The 17,824-nt window shown below is 55.1% G+C and carries 18 protein-coding genes; 6 read left to right on the forward strand and 12 right to left on the reverse strand.

Annotation, left to right across the window (positions count from 1 at the left end):
* Window positions 1-52 precede the first annotated feature (52 nt).
* The 4 genes from pfkA to M8370_RS05810 all read left to right on the forward strand — a co-directional run bounded on the left by pfkA (window position 53) and on the right by M8370_RS05810 (window position 4,472).
* Window positions 53-1,015 carry a 6-phosphofructokinase gene (pfkA, locus tag M8370_RS05795; RefSeq protein WP_013099327.1) on the forward strand — a complete coding sequence of 321 codons (963 nt, stop codon included), beginning with the start codon at window positions 53-55 and terminating at the stop codon, window positions 1,013-1,015.
* Between the two features lie 235 nt (window positions 1,016-1,250).
* Window positions 1,251-2,240, forward strand: a complete 990-nt coding sequence (locus M8370_RS05800) for a sulfate ABC transporter substrate-binding protein (protein WP_013099326.1) — start codon at window positions 1,251-1,253, stop codon at window positions 2,238-2,240.
* 110 nt (window positions 2,241-2,350) lie between these two features.
* Window positions 2,351-3,094: a CDP-diacylglycerol diphosphatase gene (locus tag M8370_RS05805; protein ID WP_250020626.1), complete on the forward strand. Its 744-nt coding sequence runs from the start codon at window positions 2,351-2,353 to the stop codon at window positions 3,092-3,094.
* A 73-nt stretch (window positions 3,095-3,167) separates the two neighbouring features.
* Window positions 3,168-4,472 (forward strand): SLC13 family permease, encoded by a 1,305-nt coding sequence (locus tag M8370_RS05810; RefSeq protein ID WP_250020627.1) that lies wholly within the window; start codon window positions 3,168-3,170, stop codon window positions 4,470-4,472.
* A gap of 47 nt (window positions 4,473-4,519) precedes the next feature.
* Here M8370_RS05810 and tpiA read toward each other — a convergent pair whose 3' ends face one another.
* On the reverse strand, window positions 4,520-5,287 hold the full coding sequence (gene tpiA / locus M8370_RS05815; RefSeq protein ID WP_003862019.1) for a triose-phosphate isomerase: 768 nt from the start codon (window positions 5,285-5,287) through the stop codon (window positions 4,520-4,522).
* 111 nt (window positions 5,288-5,398) lie between these two features.
* Complete coding sequence (locus tag M8370_RS05820) at window positions 5,399-5,995, reverse strand: DUF1454 family protein (RefSeq protein ID WP_013099322.1); 597 nt, start codon at window positions 5,993-5,995, stop codon at window positions 5,399-5,401.
* A 112-nt stretch (window positions 5,996-6,107) separates the two neighbouring features.
* Here M8370_RS05820 and M8370_RS05825 point away from each other — a divergent pair, with 112 nt between their 5' ends.
* On the forward strand, window positions 6,108-6,527 hold the full coding sequence (locus M8370_RS05825) for a DUF805 domain-containing protein (protein WP_020686904.1): 420 nt from the start codon (window positions 6,108-6,110) through the stop codon (window positions 6,525-6,527).
* On the opposite strand, the gene fpr is transcribed toward M8370_RS05825, so the two are convergent.
* From fpr to M8370_RS05845, 4 genes are all read right to left on the reverse strand, one after another.
* The gene (gene fpr / locus M8370_RS05830; RefSeq protein WP_013099320.1) at window positions 6,528-7,274 is read right to left on the reverse strand and encodes a ferredoxin--NADP(+) reductase; all 747 of its coding nucleotides are present in this window, start codon (window positions 7,272-7,274) and stop codon (window positions 6,528-6,530) included. It lies immediately after the preceding gene.
* 96 nt (window positions 7,275-7,370) lie between these two features.
* Entirely contained in the window at window positions 7,371-8,381 is a 1,011-nt protein-coding gene (gene glpX / locus M8370_RS05835; RefSeq protein ID WP_013099319.1) for a class II fructose-bisphosphatase, read from the reverse strand.
* A 131-nt stretch (window positions 8,382-8,512) separates the two neighbouring features.
* Window positions 8,513-10,021 (reverse strand): glycerol kinase GlpK, encoded by a 1,509-nt coding sequence (gene glpK / locus M8370_RS05840; RefSeq protein WP_020686906.1) that lies wholly within the window; start codon window positions 10,019-10,021, stop codon window positions 8,513-8,515.
* Between the two features lie 21 nt (window positions 10,022-10,042).
* A complete protein-coding gene (locus M8370_RS05845) occupies window positions 10,043-10,888 on the reverse strand; it encodes an MIP/aquaporin family protein (RefSeq protein ID WP_013099317.1) in 846 nt (281 codons plus the stop codon).
* A 398-nt stretch (window positions 10,889-11,286) separates the two neighbouring features.
* On the opposite strand from M8370_RS05845, the gene zapB reads away from it, so the two are divergent.
* Window positions 11,287-11,526 carry a septal ring assembly protein ZapB gene (gene zapB / locus M8370_RS05850; RefSeq protein ID WP_013099316.1) on the forward strand — a complete coding sequence of 80 codons (240 nt, stop codon included), beginning with the start codon at window positions 11,287-11,289 and terminating at the stop codon, window positions 11,524-11,526.
* Window positions 11,527-12,109: 583 nt separating this feature from the next.
* Here zapB and rraA read toward each other — a convergent pair.
* From rraA to cytR, 6 genes are all read right to left on the reverse strand, one after another.
* Window positions 12,110-12,595 (reverse strand): ribonuclease E activity regulator RraA, encoded by a 486-nt coding sequence (rraA, locus tag M8370_RS05855; protein WP_013099315.1) that lies wholly within the window; start codon window positions 12,593-12,595, stop codon window positions 12,110-12,112.
* Between the two features lie 92 nt (window positions 12,596-12,687).
* Window positions 12,688-13,608, reverse strand: coding sequence for a 1,4-dihydroxy-2-naphthoate polyprenyltransferase (gene menA / locus M8370_RS05860; protein WP_250020629.1), 921 nt, complete (start codon window positions 13,606-13,608; stop codon window positions 12,688-12,690).
* A 67-nt stretch (window positions 13,609-13,675) separates the two neighbouring features.
* Window positions 13,676-15,007, reverse strand: coding sequence for an ATP-dependent protease ATPase subunit HslU (gene hslU, locus M8370_RS05865; protein WP_013099313.1), 1,332 nt, complete (start codon window positions 15,005-15,007; stop codon window positions 13,676-13,678).
* 9 nt (window positions 15,008-15,016) lie between these two features.
* On the reverse strand, window positions 15,017-15,547 hold the full coding sequence (gene hslV / locus M8370_RS05870; RefSeq protein ID WP_008501802.1) for an ATP-dependent protease subunit HslV: 531 nt from the start codon (window positions 15,545-15,547) through the stop codon (window positions 15,017-15,019).
* 94 nt (window positions 15,548-15,641) lie between these two features.
* Window positions 15,642-16,640 carry a cell division protein FtsN gene (ftsN, locus tag M8370_RS05875; protein WP_250020631.1) on the reverse strand — a complete coding sequence of 333 codons (999 nt, stop codon included), beginning with the start codon at window positions 16,638-16,640 and terminating at the stop codon, window positions 15,642-15,644.
* Window positions 16,641-16,733: 93 nt separating this feature from the next.
* Window positions 16,734-17,759, reverse strand: coding sequence for a DNA-binding transcriptional regulator CytR (cytR, locus tag M8370_RS05880; RefSeq protein ID WP_013099311.1), 1,026 nt, complete (start codon window positions 17,757-17,759; stop codon window positions 16,734-16,736).
* Between the last annotated feature and the right edge of the window lie 65 nt (window positions 17,760-17,824).

A 17,824-nucleotide genomic window follows, 5' to 3' on the forward strand; every position in this document is an offset into this window, starting at 1 on the left:
GTTTCTTCCGGCAACAGATTTCAATTTTGCATTCCTAAGTTCAGAGGTAGTCATGATTAAGAAAATCGGTGTGTTGACAAGCGGCGGTGATGCGCCGGGCATGAACGCGGCAATTCGTGGGGTTGTTCGTGCAGCGCTGACGGAAGGTCTGGAAGTTTTTGGTATCTATGATGGTTATCTGGGTCTGTATGAAGACCGTATGGTTCAGCTCGACCGTTACAGCGTATCTGACATGATCAACCGCGGTGGTACTTTCCTCGGTTCTGCGCGCTTCCCGGAATTCCGCGACGAACACGTGCGTGAAGTGGCTATCGAGAACATGAAAAAACGCGGCCTCGACGCACTGGTTGTTATCGGTGGTGATGGTTCGTACATGGGTGCAAAACGTCTGACTGAAATGGGCTTCCCGTGCATCGGTCTGCCTGGCACCATCGACAACGACATCAAGGGTACTGACTACACCATCGGTTACTTCACCGCCTTGGGTACCGTTGTGGAAGCGATTGACCGTCTGCGTGACACCTCTTCTTCTCACCAGCGTATCTCCATCGTTGAAGTTATGGGCCGTTACTGTGGTGACCTGACCCTGGCTGCGGCTATCGCGGGCGGTTGTGAGTTCGTCGTGGTTCCGGAAGTGGAATTCAGCCGTGAAGATCTGGTTGCAGAAATCAAAGCCGGTATCGCCAAAGGTAAGAAACACGCCATCGTCGCGATCACCGAGCATATCTGTGACGTTGATGAGCTGGCGAAGTACATCGAAGCAGAAACCAAACGCGAAACCCGCGCGACCGTTCTGGGTCACATCCAGCGTGGTGGTTCCCCGGGTCCATACGACCGTATCCTGGCTTCCCGCATGGGTGCGTACGCCATTGAACTGCTGCTGCAGGGTCACGGCGGTCGTTGCGTCGGTATTCAGAACGAAAAACTGGTTCACCATGACATCATCGACGCCATCGAAAACATGAAGCGTCCGTTCAAAGGTGACTGGCTGGACTGCGCGAAAAAACTGTACTGATCGGTGTTTGTATTGTGCCGGGTGGCGGCAAGGTAAATGCAAAACGGTAACCCCAGGGTTACCGTTTTTTATGGTTGCGCCCTCTCCCGTGGGAGAGGGTTGGGGTGAGGGCATCAGGCCACTCATCCACTTTTTTATTCCTCAAAGTTATAGCCAATCTTTTTTTATTCTTTAATCATCAATTCCGTTTCTGGCACGCTGCATTCATCAAAACACTACACATGAGATCTGGGCGATGAATAAATGGGGCGTGGGTTTAACATTATTGCTGGCATCGACCAGCGTTCTGGCTAAGGACATCCAGTTACTGAACGTGTCATACGACCCGACGCGTGAGCTGTACGAGCAGTACAACAAAGCCTTTGCGGCACACTGGAAACAGGAAACGGGCGACAACGTGGTGGTTCGCCAGTCTCATGGCGGCTCTGGTAAGCAGGCGACCTCCGTCATCAACGGCATTGAAGCGGATGTGGTGACTCTGGCGCTGGCCTACGATGTGGACGCAATTGCCGAACGTGGCCGCATCGACAAAAACTGGATCAAACGCCTGCCGGATAACTCCGCGCCATATACTTCGACCATCGTTTTCCTGGTGCGTAAAGGCAACCCGAAACAGATCCATGACTGGAACGACCTGGTTAAACCTGGCGTATCGGTCATCACGCCGAACCCGAAAAGCTCCGGCGGCGCACGCTGGAATTACCTGGCAGCCTGGGGCTATGCCCTGCATCACAACAATGGCGATCAGGCCAAGGCTCAGGAGTTCGTCAAAGCGCTGTATAAAAACGTTGAAGTGCTCGACTCCGGCGCGCGTGGCGCCACCAACACCTTCGTAGAGCGCGGCATTGGCGATGTGCTGATTGCCTGGGAAAACGAAGCCCTGCTGGCGACCAACGAGCTGGGTAAAGACAAATTCGAGATCGTAACCCCGAGCGAATCTATCCTTGCCGAGCCGACCGTTTCTGTGGTGGATAAAGTGGTCGATAAGAAAGGGACCAAAGCGGTGGCGGAAGCCTACCTGAAGTATCTCTATTCGCCAGAAGGCCAGGAAATTGCGGCGAAGAACTTCTATCGCCCACGCGATCCGGCGGTTGCGAAGAAATACGACAGCGTTTTCCCCAAACTGAAGCTCTTCACCATTGATGATGAGTTTGGCGGCTGGACAAAAGCCCAGAAAGACCACTTCTCTAACGGCGGTACATTCGATCAGATCAGCAAACGCTAGGCTTTTGTAACGAACGACACGGTGACCCGGTGTGAGAAATCCGCCGGGTTTTTTATTTGGTCATCATTTTGCGTTACTCTTTGGCCTCTACTGAAAACAGGGAACGCATTGTGAAAAAAATTATCTTACTGATTCTGATTGTTATCGCCCTTGCCGCGGGTGGCGTGTACTGGATGAAAGCAGGTAATCCGAATGCGTTGCGTCACATCGTGCTGGACCAGTGTGTGCCGAATCAGATCCAGCACCGCAATCCGGCGCCGTGTGCACAGGTGAAACCTGACGCGGGCTATGTGGTGTTCAAGGATCGCAACGGTCCGCTGCAATACTTATTGATGCCCACCTACCGCATCAACGGCACCGAAAGCCCGCTTCTGACAAAGCCTCAAACACCGAACTTCTTCTGGCTGGCATGGCAGGCCCGTAGCTTTATGAGCATGAAGCACGGATCTGAGGTGCCGGACAGCGCCATTTCATTGACCATCAACTCACCCACGGGCCGCACGCAGAATCATTTCCATATCCACATCTCCTGCCTGCGCCCGGACGTGCGCGAGAAGCTCAATGCCGCGCAGGGGCAAATCAGCACCCAATGGCTGCCCCTTCCCGGTGGACTGGAAGGACATGAATATCTCGCCCGCCGGGTGACGGAGAACGAGCTGGTGCAGCGGAGTCCGTTTATGATGCTGGCGGAAGAGCTGCCGGAAGCGCGTGACCATATGGGGCGCTTCGCGCTGGCGATGGCCCAGCAGTCTGATGGCTCGTTTGTGTTGCTGGCAACCGAACGTAATCTGCTGATGCTTAACCGCGCGTCGGCTGAGGAATTGCAGAATCATCAATGCGATATCCTGAAGTGACCCCACCATAAATAGCGTTTACTCGTCCTGCCTGTCGCCGTAGACTTGCTGAAAAAAACGACAGGAGACAGGCATGTCGCTCTGGTTAACCCACCCTCTGTTTGTGCCCTCAGCGATCGTCGGCGTCACCATTGTGTTATGGGCGACGTCGCTATTGCCGGAATTCATTACCGCGCTGCTGTTCTTCACGGCAGCGATGACCGCCAGAATTGCCCCGCCGGAGGTCATTTTTGGCGGCTTTGCCTCGTCTGCCTTCTGGCTGGTGTTCAGCGGCTTTGTGCTTGGCGTGGCAATCCGGAAAACCGGTCTGGCTGACAGGGCCGCGCGGGCGCTCTCCGCCCGGCTTACTGACTCCTGGGTGCTAATGGTGGCCAGCGTGGTTCTGCTGAGTTATGCCCTGGCGTTTGTGATGCCGTCGAACATGGGGCGTATCGCGCTGCTGATGCCCATCGTGGCCGCGATGGCAAAACGTGCCGGTATTGCCGACGGGTCGCGCGCCTGGTTTGGCCTGGCGCTGGCCGTTGGTTTCGGCACCTTCCAGCTTTCGGCCACCATCCTGCCTGCCAACGTTCCCAATCTGGTGATGAGCGGCGCGGCAGAGGGCTCATACGGCATTCATCTGAACTACGTGCCTTATCTGCTGCTGCACACGCCCGTGCTCGGTATTCTCAAAGGGTTGATTCTGATTGGTTTAATCTGCTGGTTATTCCCCGGCAGCCCGAAGCCGCCCAGGGATCTGGCACCCGCTGAACCGATGGGGCGAGATGAAAAACGCCTTGCCTGGCTGCTGGCGGTGGTATTGGGAATGTGGGTGACGGAGAGCTGGCACGGTGTGGGGCCGGCATGGACCGGACTTGCGGCATCGGTCATTGTGATGCTGCCACGCGTAGGTTTTATTACCGGAGAAAAGTTCTCGGCGGGGGTGAATATGCGCACCTGTATTTATGTGGCAGGCATCCTCGGTTTGGCCATTGTGGTGACGCAAACCGGTATCGGTCCGGCGGTGGGGGAGGCGTTACTGAAGATAATGCCGCTGGACGCCGACAGACCGTTCACCAGTTTCCTGGCGCTGACCGGGATCACCACGGCACTGAACTTTATTATGACGGCTAACGGTGTTCCGGCGCTCTATACCACGCTGGCGCAGAATTTTTCAGAGGCGACGGGCTTTCCGCTATTGTCTGTCATCATGATTCAGGTGCTGGGCTATTCCACGCCGCTGCTGCCGTATCAGGCGTCGCCGATAGTGGTGGCGATGGGCTTAGGAAAGGTGCCTGCAAGGGCGGGGATGGTGCTCTGTCTGGCGCTGGCAATTGCCACGTATCTGGTGCTGCTGCCGCTGGATTATCTGTGGTTTAGCGTTTTAGGTCGTTTGTAGCGATTTTGTAGGGCGGGTAAGCGCAAGCGCCACCCGCCACAACAGCATTACGCCTGCTTAGCCGCTTCTGCCGCTTTAACGATTACCGCGAAAGCGTCAGCTTTCAGGGATGCACCGCCAACCAGCGCGCCATCGATGTCTGGCTGGGTGAACAGTTCTGCCGCGTTAGAGGCATTTACGGAACCGCCGTACTGGATGATGACCTGCTCTGCCACTTTCGCGTCGGCTTTAGCAATGTGGTCACGGATGAATTTGTGAACCGCCTGAGCCTGCGCTGGGGTTGCAGATTTGCCGGTACCGATCGCCCAGACTGGCTCGTAAGCGATAACCGCGCCTTCGAATGCTGCCGCGCCCTGCGTCTTCAGCACAGCGTCGATCTGACGTGCGCACACTTCTTCCGTTTTGCCTGCTTCGTTTTCTGCTTCGGTTTCACCGATGCACAGAACCGGGATCAGACCCTGCTCTTTCAGCACCGCAAATTTCTTCGCGATGAACTCGTCGGATTCTTTGTGGTAGGTGCGACGCTCAGAGTGGCCGATGATGATGTATTTGGCGCCGATATCTTTCAGCATTTCAGCGGAGGTTTCACCGGTGAATGCGCCAGACAGGTTAACGTCAACGTTCTGTGCGCCCAGAATGATGTGGCTGCCGTCAGCGGCACGTTTAGCCAGATCCAGGTACATATCCGGCGGAGCGATAGCAACCGCGCAGCCAGTCACGCCAGCCAGCTCTTTACGCAGGTTCGCAACCAGTTCGTTTACCATGTGGCGGCTGCCGTTCAGTTTCCAGTTACCCATCACTAAAGGATGTCGCATTTCAATTCTCCACGCTAAATAAGCGAATTAAGGAATATGGCCACCCTGACGGGCAGCATGGTCTGTGAATCAGTATAGAGATTTTCCCTCGAAAGGCTTTGCTTTTTGTCATTAATTCGCCCCTCCGAGTGTGTCAGATAGTGCCAGCTTAATCGGTTCAACAGCGAAGGTCAGGCCTTTTTCGCCGTTATCCGCCACCACATAGCGCACCGCGCCTTCGGTTTCGGTGTAATAGCGCTTGTTTTTACCCGTAACCAGCAGTTTTTGCAGCTTTTGTTGGCTCTGTTTTTTTGTCAGTGCGGGCGTAAATGCCTGCAGCACCGCGCTCATGTACTCCAGCGCCTTCGCCTTCGCGGCTTTCTGCTCTGGCCCCTGAATCGGCAGCCAGGTGATCTGCATACTTTTGATTTTTAGCGTACCGCGCTCCAGCGCAGTGGAAGCGTACAAGTTTTCGTTAATCTTGCTGGCGGCACGGGTCAGGTTTGGAGTATCGCGTGCGCCATCAATGGCGCGAAATTCATCCAGCGGCAGCGTTGGATTGGTTTTGTTAAACGTTTCACGAAACTGACTGATGGACTGATCGAACGATGGCGCACCCGCCAGAAGGTAGGGCGCGGTTGTCGGAGCAGGGGGTTCGGCGGCGTGCAGGGGGAGACCGGCGCTCAGCATCGCGAAACACAGGAAAAGAAGGTGTGCCGAATTTTTCATCAACATTGTCCCTGGCCGTAAGTGCTCATGATTAAATCGATATCTGGTCGGCTTGTCAAAAGGTCACAACTCCAGGGTAAAATGCGCACGATATGATAATAAGGAACCTTACATGACCATACAGCAGTGGTTGTTTTCATTCAAAGGGCGTATTGGACGCCGTGATTTCTGGATCTGGATGGCGACGTGGATTATCGCCATGCTGCTTCTGTTTTTTGTGGCCTATAACGCATGGCTGAGCACGCAAACCGCGGCGTTTGCGCTGGTTTGTTTACTGTGGCCAACCGCGGCCGTGGTGGTGAAACGCCTGCACGATCGCGGTCGTTCCGGTGCATGGGCTTTTCTGATTATTCTGGCGTGGATGCTGGTCGCCGGGAACTGGTCAATACTTCCGTCCATCCTCCCCTGGGTGGTGGGCAGACTGCTACCGACCATTATCTTTGTGATGATGGTTATCGATCTGGGTGCGTTCATCGGCACCCAGAGCGAAAACAAATACGGTAAAGACACTCTTGAGGTGAAATACCGCTGATCACCAGTAGTGTTCGGCGGTCATATGACCCGGTCGGCGGCGAAGGTGTTTCGTCATCTGCCGGGTATCTTTCAGAAGCTGCTGAGTGTCCCGTACCATCTGCGGGTTACCACACAGCATCACGTGGCTGGTTTCGGCACGCATCGGCAAGCCAACGGCTTCTTCCAGGGCTCCACTCTCAATTAATGCCGGCACGCGGCCGGTCAGCGAACCTGCTGCCGTTTCCCGGCTCACCACGGTCTGGATTTTCAGCTTTCCGGCATACTGCCGCTCCAGCTCCTGCATCTGCGGCAGATAGCTTAAGTCTGCGGCGTAACGCGCGGCATGCACCAGCACGATGTTTTTAAACCGCTCCAGGTCTTTGCCGTACTGCAGAATGGAGAGATAGGGGCCGATGGCCGTGCCGGTTGCCAGCATCCACAGGGTTTCGCAGTCCGGAATTTCGTCCAGCACGAAGAAACCTGCTGCGTCACTCACAATCTGGACATCATCACCGGGTTTAAGCGCCGCCAGGCGCGGGCTGAGTTTGCCGTCCGGGACGGTAACCAGATAGAACTCGAGATCCGGATTATCGGGCGCGTTGACGTACGAGTAAGCGCGCTGCACGCGTTCGCCGTCGATATCCAGCCCCAGTTTGGCAAACTGTCCGGCCGTAAACGGATGGATGGGGGCGTGCACGGTGAGACTAAATAGCGCATCGGTCCAGAATTTTATCTTAGTGACTTTACCTGTTACCCAGTCCGCCATGATCTTCTCCTGTGCTGTTTCTCGGATCTATCTTCCGTATTTGTGATGAAGATATCCAGCCCATTCGGGCCGGAAAGCTCTATCGATCAAACGGTTTTACAGAATGTGCGTCTGTACGTCCGGGTCTTTACGGTCGAGATAGTGAATTGACTGAATGCGACGAATGGTGCGCGATTTACCGCGGATCAGCAGCGTCTCCGTGGTCGCCATGTTGCCTTTGCGGGTGATGCCATCCAGCAGATCGCCTTTGGTGATGCCGGTCGCGGAGAAAACAACGTTGTCGCTGCGGGCCATTTCGTGAAGTGCGAGGACTTTATTGGCTTCGATACCCATTGCCTCACAGCGCGCTAGCTCATCTTCGCCAATGCGGCGATTCTCTTCGTTGTCGCCTTTGACCTCATGACGGGGCAACAGGCGGGCCTGCATGTCGCCATCCAGCGCGCGGATCACCGCAGCAGAGACCACGCCTTCCGGCGCGCCGCCAATACCGTACAGGACATCCACTTCACTGTCTGGCATGCAGGTCAGAATGGAGGCCGCCACGTCGCCATCCGGGATGGCAAACACGCGTACGCCCAGCTTTTGCATCTGCGCGATGGTAGCGTCGTGACGCGGTTTCGCCAGAATGGTGACGGTGAGTTCGCTCAGCGGCTTGTTCAGCGCGCTGGCGACATTACGCAGGTTCTCTTCCAGCGGCAGGCTGAGGTCGATGGCGCCTTTCGCGCCTGGACCGACAATCAGCTTTTCCATGTACATATCCGGTGCGTTGAGGAAGCAGCCTTTATCACCCACGGCCAGCACGGCCAGCGCGTTGGCCTGACCCATCGCCGTCATGCGTGTGCCTTCGATCGGGTCGACGGCGATATCCACGGCATCGCCCTTGCCGGTACCCACTTTTTCACCGATGTAGAGCATTGGCGCTTCGTCGATCTCGCCTTCGCCGATCACAATTGTGCCGTCAATATTGACCTGATTGAGGACAATGCGCATGGCATGGACAGCCGCACCGTCGGCGGTATTTTTGTCGCCACGGCCAAGCCATTTATAGCCTGCCAGGGCAGCGGCTTCGGTAACGCGGGAAAACTCGATAGCAAGTTCACGTTTCATGAGGTACTCGTGCAATCAAAAGGAATTGCACGAAGTTTATCATAGAGTGGGGATGGTGCGGTCTGAATGGCCCCTCACCCTAACCCTCTCCCCTTTGGGGAGAGGGTCGGGGTGAGGGGGTGAACTGTGTATTATTCGTCGTGCTCTTCCCACGCCAGGGCGCGTTTCACCGCTTTCTTCCAGCCGCTGTAGCGGTAGTTACGCTCGGTGGTTTCGATGCCAGGGCGGAATTCACGTTCGATAACCGCTTTTTCCTGCAGCTCGTCCAGATTCTGCCAGAAGCCGACCGCCAGACCCGCAAGGTACGCCGCACCCAGCGCGGTCACTTCGCGCACTTCCGGGCGTTCCACGCGGGTGCCCAGAATGTCAGACTGGAACTGCATCAGGAAGTTGTTCGCGACTGCACCGCCATCCACGCGCAGAGCGTGCAGACGGATGCCGGAGTCAGCCTGCATCGCTTCCAGTACGTCGCGCGTCTGGTAAGCGATAGATTCCAGGGTGGCGCGAATAATGTGGTTAGAATTCACGCCACGCGTCAGGCCGAAAATCGCGCCGCGTGCATACGGATCCCAGTACGGTGCGCCCAGACCGGTAAACGCAGGTACCACGTACACGCCGTTGGTATCCTTCACTTTGGTGGCGAAGTACTCGGAGTCGAACGCATCGCTGATAAGCTTCATCTCGTCGCGCAGCCACTGGATGGATGCACCCGCCATGAACACCGCACCTTCCAGCGCATAGTTCACTTCACCGCGTGGGCCGCAGGCGATGGTGGTCAGCAGACCGTTTTCTGATTTCACCGCTTTCTCGCCGGTGTTCATCAGCATAAAGCAGCCGGTACCGTAGGTGTTTTTCGCCATCCCTTCTTTAACGCACAGCTGGCCGAACAGCGCCGCCTGCTGGTCACCGGCGATACCGGCGATAGGAATACGCGTGCCGCCTTTACCACCGATGTTGGTCTGACCGTACACTTCAGAAGATTTACGTACTTCTGGCAGCATAGCGCGTGGAATATCCAGCGCGTCCAGCATCTTGTCATCCCACTCCAGCGTGTTGATGTTGAACAGCATGGTGCGCGAGGCGTTGGTGTAGTCCGTGACGTGGACGCGACCCTGGGTCATCTTCCAGATAAGCCAGGTATCGACGGTACCGAACAGCAGTTCGCCGCGTTTTGCACGCTCACGTGAACCTTCCACGTGGTCAAGGATCCACTTCACTTTGGTACCCGAGAAATACGGGTCAACCACCAGGCCCGTGGCGCTGCGGACGTACTCTTCCATACCGTCGCGCTTCAGCTGTTCGCAAATCTCTGACGTACGACGACACTGCCAGACGATGGCGTTATAAATTGGCTTGCCGGTTTCACGTTCCCAGACGATTGTCGTTTCACGCTGGTTGGTAATACCAATCGCGGCTATTTCGTCAGAACTGATATCGGCTTTCGCCAGCACTTCGACCAGCGTGGAGCTTTGCGATGCCCAGATCTCCATCGGGTCGTGCTCTACCCAGCCTGGACGAGGATAGATTTGCTCAAATTCACGCTGTGACACGCTGACAATGTTCGCGTCATGATCCATTACGACAGCGCGGGAGCTGGTGGTGCCCTGGTCGAGCGCAACGATATATTTTTTTTCGGTCATGGTGTAAGTCCCGTAGTCAGATTACAGCGAAGCTTTTTGTTGTGCGGTAGAAGTCGTCTCTTTCTCCTCGTCCACACAGGTGTCGCACGGTAAGTGGCGACCAATTAATTTGCGATAGCTAAACGCACCCAGCGCAGCCCCGACAACCGGCGCAAACAGCGGAACCAGGAAGTAAGGAATGTCTTTGCCACCGGTGAAGGCCACGTCGCCCCAGCCTGCGATAAAGGCGAACGCTTTTGGTCCGATATCACGCGCCGGGTTCATCGCGAAGCCGGTCAGCGGGCCCATGGATGCGCCGATCACCGCAATCAGCAGGCCAATCAGCAGAGGTGCCAGCGGACCGCGCGGAATGCCGTTTCCGTCGTCGGTCAGCGCCAGGATAACGCCCATCAGAATAGCGGTAATCACCATTTCAACTGCGAACGCCTGCACAAAATTGATATGCGGGTTTGGATATGTAGAGAAGATACCTGCCAGATCCAGACTTTCGACGCTGCCGCGCACCATATGATGCGTCTGTTCGAAGTCGATGAAAAGATTGTAATAAAGCCCGTAAACTAACGCCGCTGCGCAAAACGCGCCAGCAAATTGAGAAATAATGAAAGGAACAACTTTGCGTCCGTCGAAGCACGCGAACAGCCACAGTGCGATGGTCACCGCCGGGTTAAGATGTGCGCCAGAAACCCCTGCAGTCAGGTAGATGGCCATTGCCACACCCAGACCCCAGATAATACTGATTTCCCACTGACCAAAACTGGCACCCGCCACTTTCAGTGCAGCAACACAGCCCACTCCGAAGAATATCAACAACCCGGTACCAAGGAACTCGGCAATGCACTGGCCTTTTAAGGTTGATGTCTGACTCATAATCGGAATCCTGAAGAGATTGATGTTTATTGTTAGCATGGCCGCCCGTGACAGCCATGATGTCCTGTAGACATAGTGTTAATTTATCGTTAACGAGCAAAAACGAGAAATATCGAAATCAAAATGTGTGGTCTGTGTCAATAAAATGAGTGTTTACGCGCCATAAAGCGCATTTTTGCATCAGCGCGAGAGTGTGAGCTGAATCATTTCATTAACTAATGAGTTAACAACTTAGGGGTAATTGCCGCGAACGCACCAGGACGAGGCCGAAAAGTGTTGCAAACCGCGATCTGCGCGGTGTGTCGCTGGACAGGGGCGACGGGGCTTCATACAATCGGCATAGATGTTGTGCGCGTTTACGTTAAAGCGTCGCCTTGCAATTCAGGAGAGGTAGGATCATGTCTTTAGAAGTGTTTGAGAAACTGGAATCGAAAGTACAGCAGGCGATTGACACCATCACGCTGCTGCAGATGGAAATTGAAGAGCTGAAAGAAAAGAACAACAGCCTGGCGCAAGAAGTGCAGACAGCTCAGCACGGCCGTGAGGAACTGGAGCGCGAAAACAACCAGCTGCGTGAACAGCAGAACGGCTGGCAGGAACGTCTGCAGGCACTGCTGGGACGTATGGAAGAGGTTTAATTCCCCTGGGATTGAACTGAGTAGGCCGGGTAAGGCGAAGCCGCCACCCGGCTTTTTTATGGTTATCGCGAATGGGTAATAACCATAAAAAAGGCCGCCCAAGGCGGCCTTAACGCTACTTGTCCTGCGCTGTCGTAGCAAAAGCAAAGAACACATTGGGTTCATCACTCTTCACAACGAGTACGCTGGCGACAATGAACGCGATACATAAATAGCGTTTCATTATGCGGTCCCTGCAGCTAACCGCTCCACCGTTCACCGCCGGTGATAAGTCGGTGGACACAAGCCCTGGTATTAGCCTGTTTTACGGTTGTGAATACATCTTTCCCTGGACCGATGCCCATTTGCGAGATGGCGGAAAGGGACGCTGCATCATAATAAGCAGCAACCGTGGTGTTAGGGTATTCATAAAGAATTAGGATTTTATAAAGCTTCTGAGGGGTTGCCCAAGGTTTGGACGAGAGTATGATGAAGACCCTTGGTATTAGCCTGCAAGCCTTCCCAACGGACCGCGAATCCCGAGGGACAAAAAAACCGCCACATTGCTGTTGGCGGTTTTTTTATGGCGCTCGCTTACTGTTTACTACTCAATATCCAGCGGATCTTCGGAGAGGATAATGCCGGTGTTATCTGCATAGAGATGGTCGCCAGAGAAGAAGGTCACGCCGCCGAAATTGACGCGGATATCGCTTTCGCCAATGCCTTCACCTGCGGCGCCTACCGGAATGGCGGCAATCGCCTGAATGCCGATATCGAGGTCTTCAAGATCGTCCACCTGGCGTACTGAACCGTAGACCACAATGCCTTCCCATTCGTTTTGCACGGCAATTCCGGCCAGTTCCGCGTCAATCAATGCACGACGTACGGAGCCGCCGCCATCAACCAGCAGCACGCGACCACGACCGTTCTGTTCGAGCAGATCGTACAGCAACCCGTTATCCTCGAAACATTTCACCGTGATGATTTGTCCGCCAAACGAAGACCGTCCACCAAAGTTGGAGAACAGCGGTTCAACGACGTTGACATCTTCCTGGTAGATGTCACAAAGCTCGGAGGTATCGTATTTCATAGGTTTAACGCTCTGTTGCTGCGAATGTGTTCAGTATATCGTGCGAAATGCGTTGTTGGCAAAATCATCAATTGTTAATTGATATTTGTCAGTTAACTCAGCGTCTGGCTCAGGACAATCCCTATCACGAACAACAGGTTAGTGAGCAGTGCGCCTTTTACCGTGCGCTCAAGCATCGGTGGCATGGCTGCCGGGCTGAGCTCACGCATCACAAAGCGGGCCTGTTTAATCAGTAGCGGCGCGGCGAGCACAAACAGCCAGCCCCAGAGACTATGCAGCGAGATCAGGTTGAACAGTGCGAAGCAGAGCAGGGCGCCCATCAGCAGGCAGGCATGATAGCGACGCGCGTTAACCGGCCCCAGACGCAAGGCCAGCGTGTTTTTGCCGTTCTCACGGTCGCTGTCGATATCGCGCAGGTTGTTGATATTAAGTACCGCCGTTGCCAGCAGACCGCAGGCGGTGGCGGGCAGGAACAGGGCAGGGATAAGCGTATGCGCCTGTAAGTACCAGCTGCCCATCACGCTCAGCCAGCCAAAAAATACCAGCACGGAAATATCACCCAGGCCGATATAACCGTAAGGGCGCGTGCCGACGGTATAGGTAATGGCGGCGATAATAGCGAGCAGGCCCAGCACCAGAAAACCAATGAAATCACTGGTGGTTTTCGAGGCGACCGTCACCAGCGCCAGGCCGGATAAACAAATCAGTACCACGGTGATAATCAACGCGCGCTTCATCTGTGCCTGCGTAATCACCCCTTTCTGCATCCCGCGCAGAGGGCCGATACGGTCAGGCTTATCGCTACCCTTAACCGCATCGCCGTAGTCGTTGGCGAGATTAGAGAGGATCTGCAACAAACCGGCGGTGACCAGCGCCAGCACGGCAACCAGCGGATTGAAATACCCCTGCCACCAGGCAAGGACGGTACCGACGATAATCGCGGCAAAGGCCAGAGGAAGGGTTTTAGGGCGCAGACTTTCGAGCCACGCCTGAGTACGGCTGATATCAGTCATAGTTATTAAGCCAAAAAAATGGGGGCATTAGCCCCCATTAAATGTGATGAGAATGCAGTAACCGCGATTATAGGATAAAACGGCTCAGATCTTCATCTGCCACTAACGCATCCAGGTGTTTACCCACATATTCTGCGTCAATAGTAATGGTTTGACCGTTCAGGTCGCTCGCATCATAAGAGATATCTTCCATCAGGCGTTCCAGCACCGTGTGCAGACGACGCGCACCGATGTTCTCGGTGGTTTCGTTGACCTGCCAGGCCGCCTGGGCGATGCGTTTGATACCGTCTTCGGTGAACTCAATGTTCACGCCTTCGGTCGCCATCAGCGCTTTGTACTGTACGGTCACAGACGCGTTTGGCTCGGTCAGGATACGTTCGAAATCTTCAGTGGTCAGCGCCTGCAGCTCAACGCGGATAGGCAGACGGCCCTGCAGTTCCGGGATCAGGTCAGACGGGCTGGCAATCTGGAACGCACCGGATGCGATAAACAGGATGTGGTCCGTTTTGACCATCCCGTGCTTGGTGGAGACGGTGCAGCCTTCAACCAGCGGCAGCAGGTCGCGCTGCACGCCTTCACGGGAGACGTCCGGGCCGGACGCGTTACCGCGCTTACAGATCTTATCGATTTCGTCGATAAACACGATACCGTGCTGCTCAACCGCGTCGATCGCATCCTGCTTCAGCTCTTCCGGGTTCACCAGCTTTGCTGCTTCTTCTTCAATCAGCAGCTTCATCGCATCTTTGATTTTCAGCTTACGCGCTTTCTGTTTCTGACCGCCCAGGTTCTGGAACATGGACTGCAGCTGGCTGGTCATCTCCTCCATGCCAGGAGGTGCCATGATTTCCACACCCATTGGCGCGGCGGCGAGATCGATCTCAATCTCTTTGTCATCCAGCTGGCCTTCGCGCAGCTTTTTGCGGAATGCCTGACGTGCCGCAGACGGCTCAGCCTGCTGTTCAGCCTGGCCCCAGTTGTTTTTCGCCGGCGGGATCAGCACGTCAAGAATACGCTCTTCAGCCATCTCTTCCGCGCGATAGCGGTTTTTCTCGATCGCCTGAACGCGAACCATCTTGATTGCCGAGTCGGTCAGATCGCGGATGATAGAGTCAACTTCTTTACCTACATAGCCCACTTCGGTGAACTTAGTGGCTTCAACTTTGATGAACGGCGCGTTAGCCAGTTTCGCCAGACGGCGAGCGATTTCGGTTTTACCGACACCGGTTGGGCCGATCATCAGAATGTTTTTTGGCGTCACTTCATGGCGCAGCTCTTCGTCGAGCTGCATGCGGCGCCAGCGGTTACGCAGAGCAATAGCCACGGAACGCTTGGCGTTATCCTGGCCGATAATATGTTTGTCCAGTTCGCTGACAATTTCGCGTGGGGTCATTTCAGACATGGGAGATCCTTACGCTTTAGAGGTCAATTCTTCGATGGTGTGGTTGTGGTTGGTATAGATGCAGATATCACCCGCAATATCCAACGCCTTCACAGCGATATCACGCGCATTCATGTCGGTATTCTCCAACAGTGCGCGAGCCGCAGCCTGGGCATAAGGGCCGCCAGAGCCGATGGCAATCAGGTCGTTTTCCGGCTGAATGACGTCACCGTTACCGGTGATGATCAGCGATGCGGTTTCATCGGCCACGGCCAGCAGCGCTTCGAGTTTGCGCAGCATGCGGTCGGTTCGCCAGTCTTTCGCCAGCTCAACGGCGGCTTTCACCAGATGACCCTGGTGCATTTCCAGTTTACGTTCAAACAGTTCAAACAGCGTGAAAGCATCAGCCGTGCCGCCTGCAAAACCGGCGATCACTTTGTCGTTGTATAAACGACGGACTTTTTTCACGTTGCCTTTCATTACGGTATTACCCAGCGTGGCCTGGCCATCACCGGCGATTACCACGTGGCCGTTACGGCGTACACTTACTATTGTTGTCACGAGCAGACCCCCTGGTTACAGAATCGGGAAACAGAAGCCCTGAGCCTGTGCTCAGGGCTGAATAGAAAGATAGATGGGGGGGAATTTGGGGGTTTCAACCCCCGGAAGCAAGTCGGATGCAGTTTGTGTGACCGGCGACTTTCAAACGAGAAATGGTGCCATCGGCATTTTCTTTGCCTTTGACCGGGCCAATCACCACGCGATTCCAGCCGTTATTGGTGGTAATGCGCGAGTCAAATCCTTCAAATGCCAGCTGAGCGCGGACCGTTTCGGCCTGCTCGGCACCTTTGAACGAACCGCACTGCACCATCCAGCGGCGTTCGTCTTTCTTCTCAGCCGTTTGCTTCGGTGCCGCGGTCTCTTTGGTGACCGGTGCGGCCTGCTGTGTTTTCGGCTGCTGCGCGGTGGTATGCGCAGGCGTCTGCAGCAGATCCTGATACGGTTGAGCCGTTTGCTTCTGCGTCTGGGCCTTTGGCTGCTGAGCAGGCTGAGACTGCGCCGTTCGCGTTTGCGGCTGCTGGTACGGCTGTTCCGTCACGCGCGGCTGCGCTTTAGGCTGCTGTACCGGCTGGTTTTGCGTCCACTGCTGCTGTTGTTGCTGCTGAATCTGTGCCTGACGCTGGCGCTGCAGTTGCAGTGTTTGCTGACGCTGCGCCGGCGTTTGTTCATTCCACGGCACTTCATTCAGCTGCGTAGGCTGCTGGCGCATATCTGCCTGCATCTGTGCCAGCAACTGACGCTGTTCGTCCGTTAGCTGATCGGCATTTTTCACCTCGCCACCGGCGGATGGCTCGGTCGGCGCACGCACGCCAGGCTGACGGCTTTCCAGCTCTTTAATATAGCGCCAGCGCTCTTCAGGCTTCGGTGGCAGACCATTTCCAACCACTTTGTTGCCCTGAAGGGCCTCAGCCTCTTCTTTTTTATGGTGCGTGATAAAGTACAGGCCGCCGATGAAGGCCACCAGTACCGCCGCAGCAATAGCGACCATTGCTGGCGAGACAGCAGGCAGGTTACGTTGCTTTTTCTTTGCGCTACTCTTTTTGCGTCGCGAAGGTGCCGGCTGGCCGCGACGTACATAATCTCGTTGTGCCACTATCGTTTCGCTGTATTTATTCGTTCGTCAGTCCGCCATGTTACTTAAGCGGCGGGGCTTTGACCAGATAAGGGTGTCCTAAAGACATTTACTTTAAGTCAATGCCTGGGTAGAACCACGAATAATCAGTTCGCAGTCCAGCAACCTCGATCCGCTGCTAACTGTTTGACCCTGCAACTGATCGAGCAAAAGAAGCATCGCTTCACGGCCAATGTCGTAGCGTGGCTGCGAAACGGTTGAGAGCGGGGGATCGCAAAATTCTGAAAGCGAAATATTATCGAAACCGATAATCGACAAATCTTTCGGTATGCGCAGGCCGCGGCGTTTCGCATACGATAATGCCCCAAGCGCCATCACGTCGCTGTGGCAGAACACTGCGGTAGGCGGCTCAGGCAACGCCAGTAGTTTTTCCAGCGCCTGACCACCGGCTTCGAAGGAAAAATTACCGCGCGCAATGTAGTGCGGATCAACCGTCACGCCGGTTCGGCGAAGCGCCTGAACATAGCCCTGCAGGCGATAGTGACACAGCGGCATCTCTTCCGGGCCGGCAATGCAGCCAATCCGTTTATGCCCCAGCTCCTGCAGGTAGTTAACGGCGTTGAACGCGGCGGTCAGGTTATCAATATGCACCGTTGGCAGTTCCAGCTCCGGCGCAAACTCGTTGGCCATCACCATCGGCGGTAAATTGCGCTGCTCTTCAATGCTGGCATCAAACGGCAGGCGCGAACCAAGCAGCAGCATGCCGTCGATCTGCTTGGTGATAATGAGGTCGATAAAGGTTTTTTCCTGCTGATTCTGGTGCGCGCAGTCGCCAATGAGCACCAGATACCCTTGCTCCGCAGCGGTCACTTCGATGCCGCGAATAATTTCGCTGAAGAAGGGATCGCAGATGTCCGGTACAATCACCAGGATGGTCCGCGACTCATTACGTTTAACGTTACGCCCCATCGCCTGTGGGAAATACCCCACTTCCAGCGCGGCCTGTTCTACCCGGTTGCGGGTCGCCTGAGAGACTTTATCCGGGTTCATTAATGCGCGGGACACGGTTGCCGTAGAGACTTGTGCTTTCTGGGCAACGTCTTTCATGGTCGCCGTGGCAACCTCTTTCCTGGACTTCAACGTCTTCTCCTCGCCTGAACACCGAACTTCTGACGCCACCATTTTTACAGATAGTTAATGGAATC

This window comes from Enterobacter cloacae complex sp. OE43NF (assembly GCF_023544405.1).
GTDB classification, from domain to species: Bacteria; Pseudomonadota; Gammaproteobacteria; order Enterobacterales; family Enterobacteriaceae; genus Enterobacter; species Enterobacter cloacae.

Coding starts and splice junctions, on each gene's coding strand:
- pfkA (WP_013099327.1), top strand. CDS start 53: ATGATTAAGAAAATCGGTGTGTTGACAAGCGGCGGTGATGCGCCGGGC.
- glpK (WP_020686906.1), bottom strand. CDS start 10,021: ATGACCGAAAAAAAATATATCGTTGCGCTCGACCAGGGCACCACCAGC.
- menA (WP_250020629.1), bottom strand. CDS start 13,608: ATGACTGATATCAGCCGTACTCAGGCGTGGCTCGAAAGTCTGCGCCCT.
- fpr (WP_013099320.1), bottom strand. CDS start 7,274: ATGGCGGACTGGGTAACAGGTAAAGTCACTAAGATAAAATTCTGGACC.
- glpX (WP_013099319.1), bottom strand. CDS start 8,381: ATGAAACGTGAACTTGCTATCGAGTTTTCCCGCGTTACCGAAGCCGCT.
- tpiA (WP_003862019.1), bottom strand. CDS start 5,287: ATGCGACATCCTTTAGTGATGGGTAACTGGAAACTGAACGGCAGCCGC.
- M8370_RS05825 (WP_020686904.1), top strand. CDS start 6,108: ATGACCATACAGCAGTGGTTGTTTTCATTCAAAGGGCGTATTGGACGC.
- rraA (WP_013099315.1), bottom strand. CDS start 12,595: ATGAAATACGATACCTCCGAGCTTTGTGACATCTACCAGGAAGATGTC.
- M8370_RS05800 (WP_013099326.1), top strand. CDS start 1,251: ATGAATAAATGGGGCGTGGGTTTAACATTATTGCTGGCATCGACCAGC.
- M8370_RS05845 (WP_013099317.1), bottom strand. CDS start 10,888: ATGAGTCAGACATCAACCTTAAAAGGCCAGTGCATTGCCGAGTTCCTT.
- M8370_RS05810 (WP_250020627.1), top strand. CDS start 3,168: ATGTCGCTCTGGTTAACCCACCCTCTGTTTGTGCCCTCAGCGATCGTC.
- zapB (WP_013099316.1), top strand. CDS start 11,287: ATGTCTTTAGAAGTGTTTGAGAAACTGGAATCGAAAGTACAGCAGGCG.
- hslU (WP_013099313.1), bottom strand. CDS start 15,007: ATGTCTGAAATGACCCCACGCGAAATTGTCAGCGAACTGGACAAACAT.
- M8370_RS05820 (WP_013099322.1), bottom strand. CDS start 5,995: ATGAAAAATTCGGCACACCTTCTTTTCCTGTGTTTCGCGATGCTGAGC.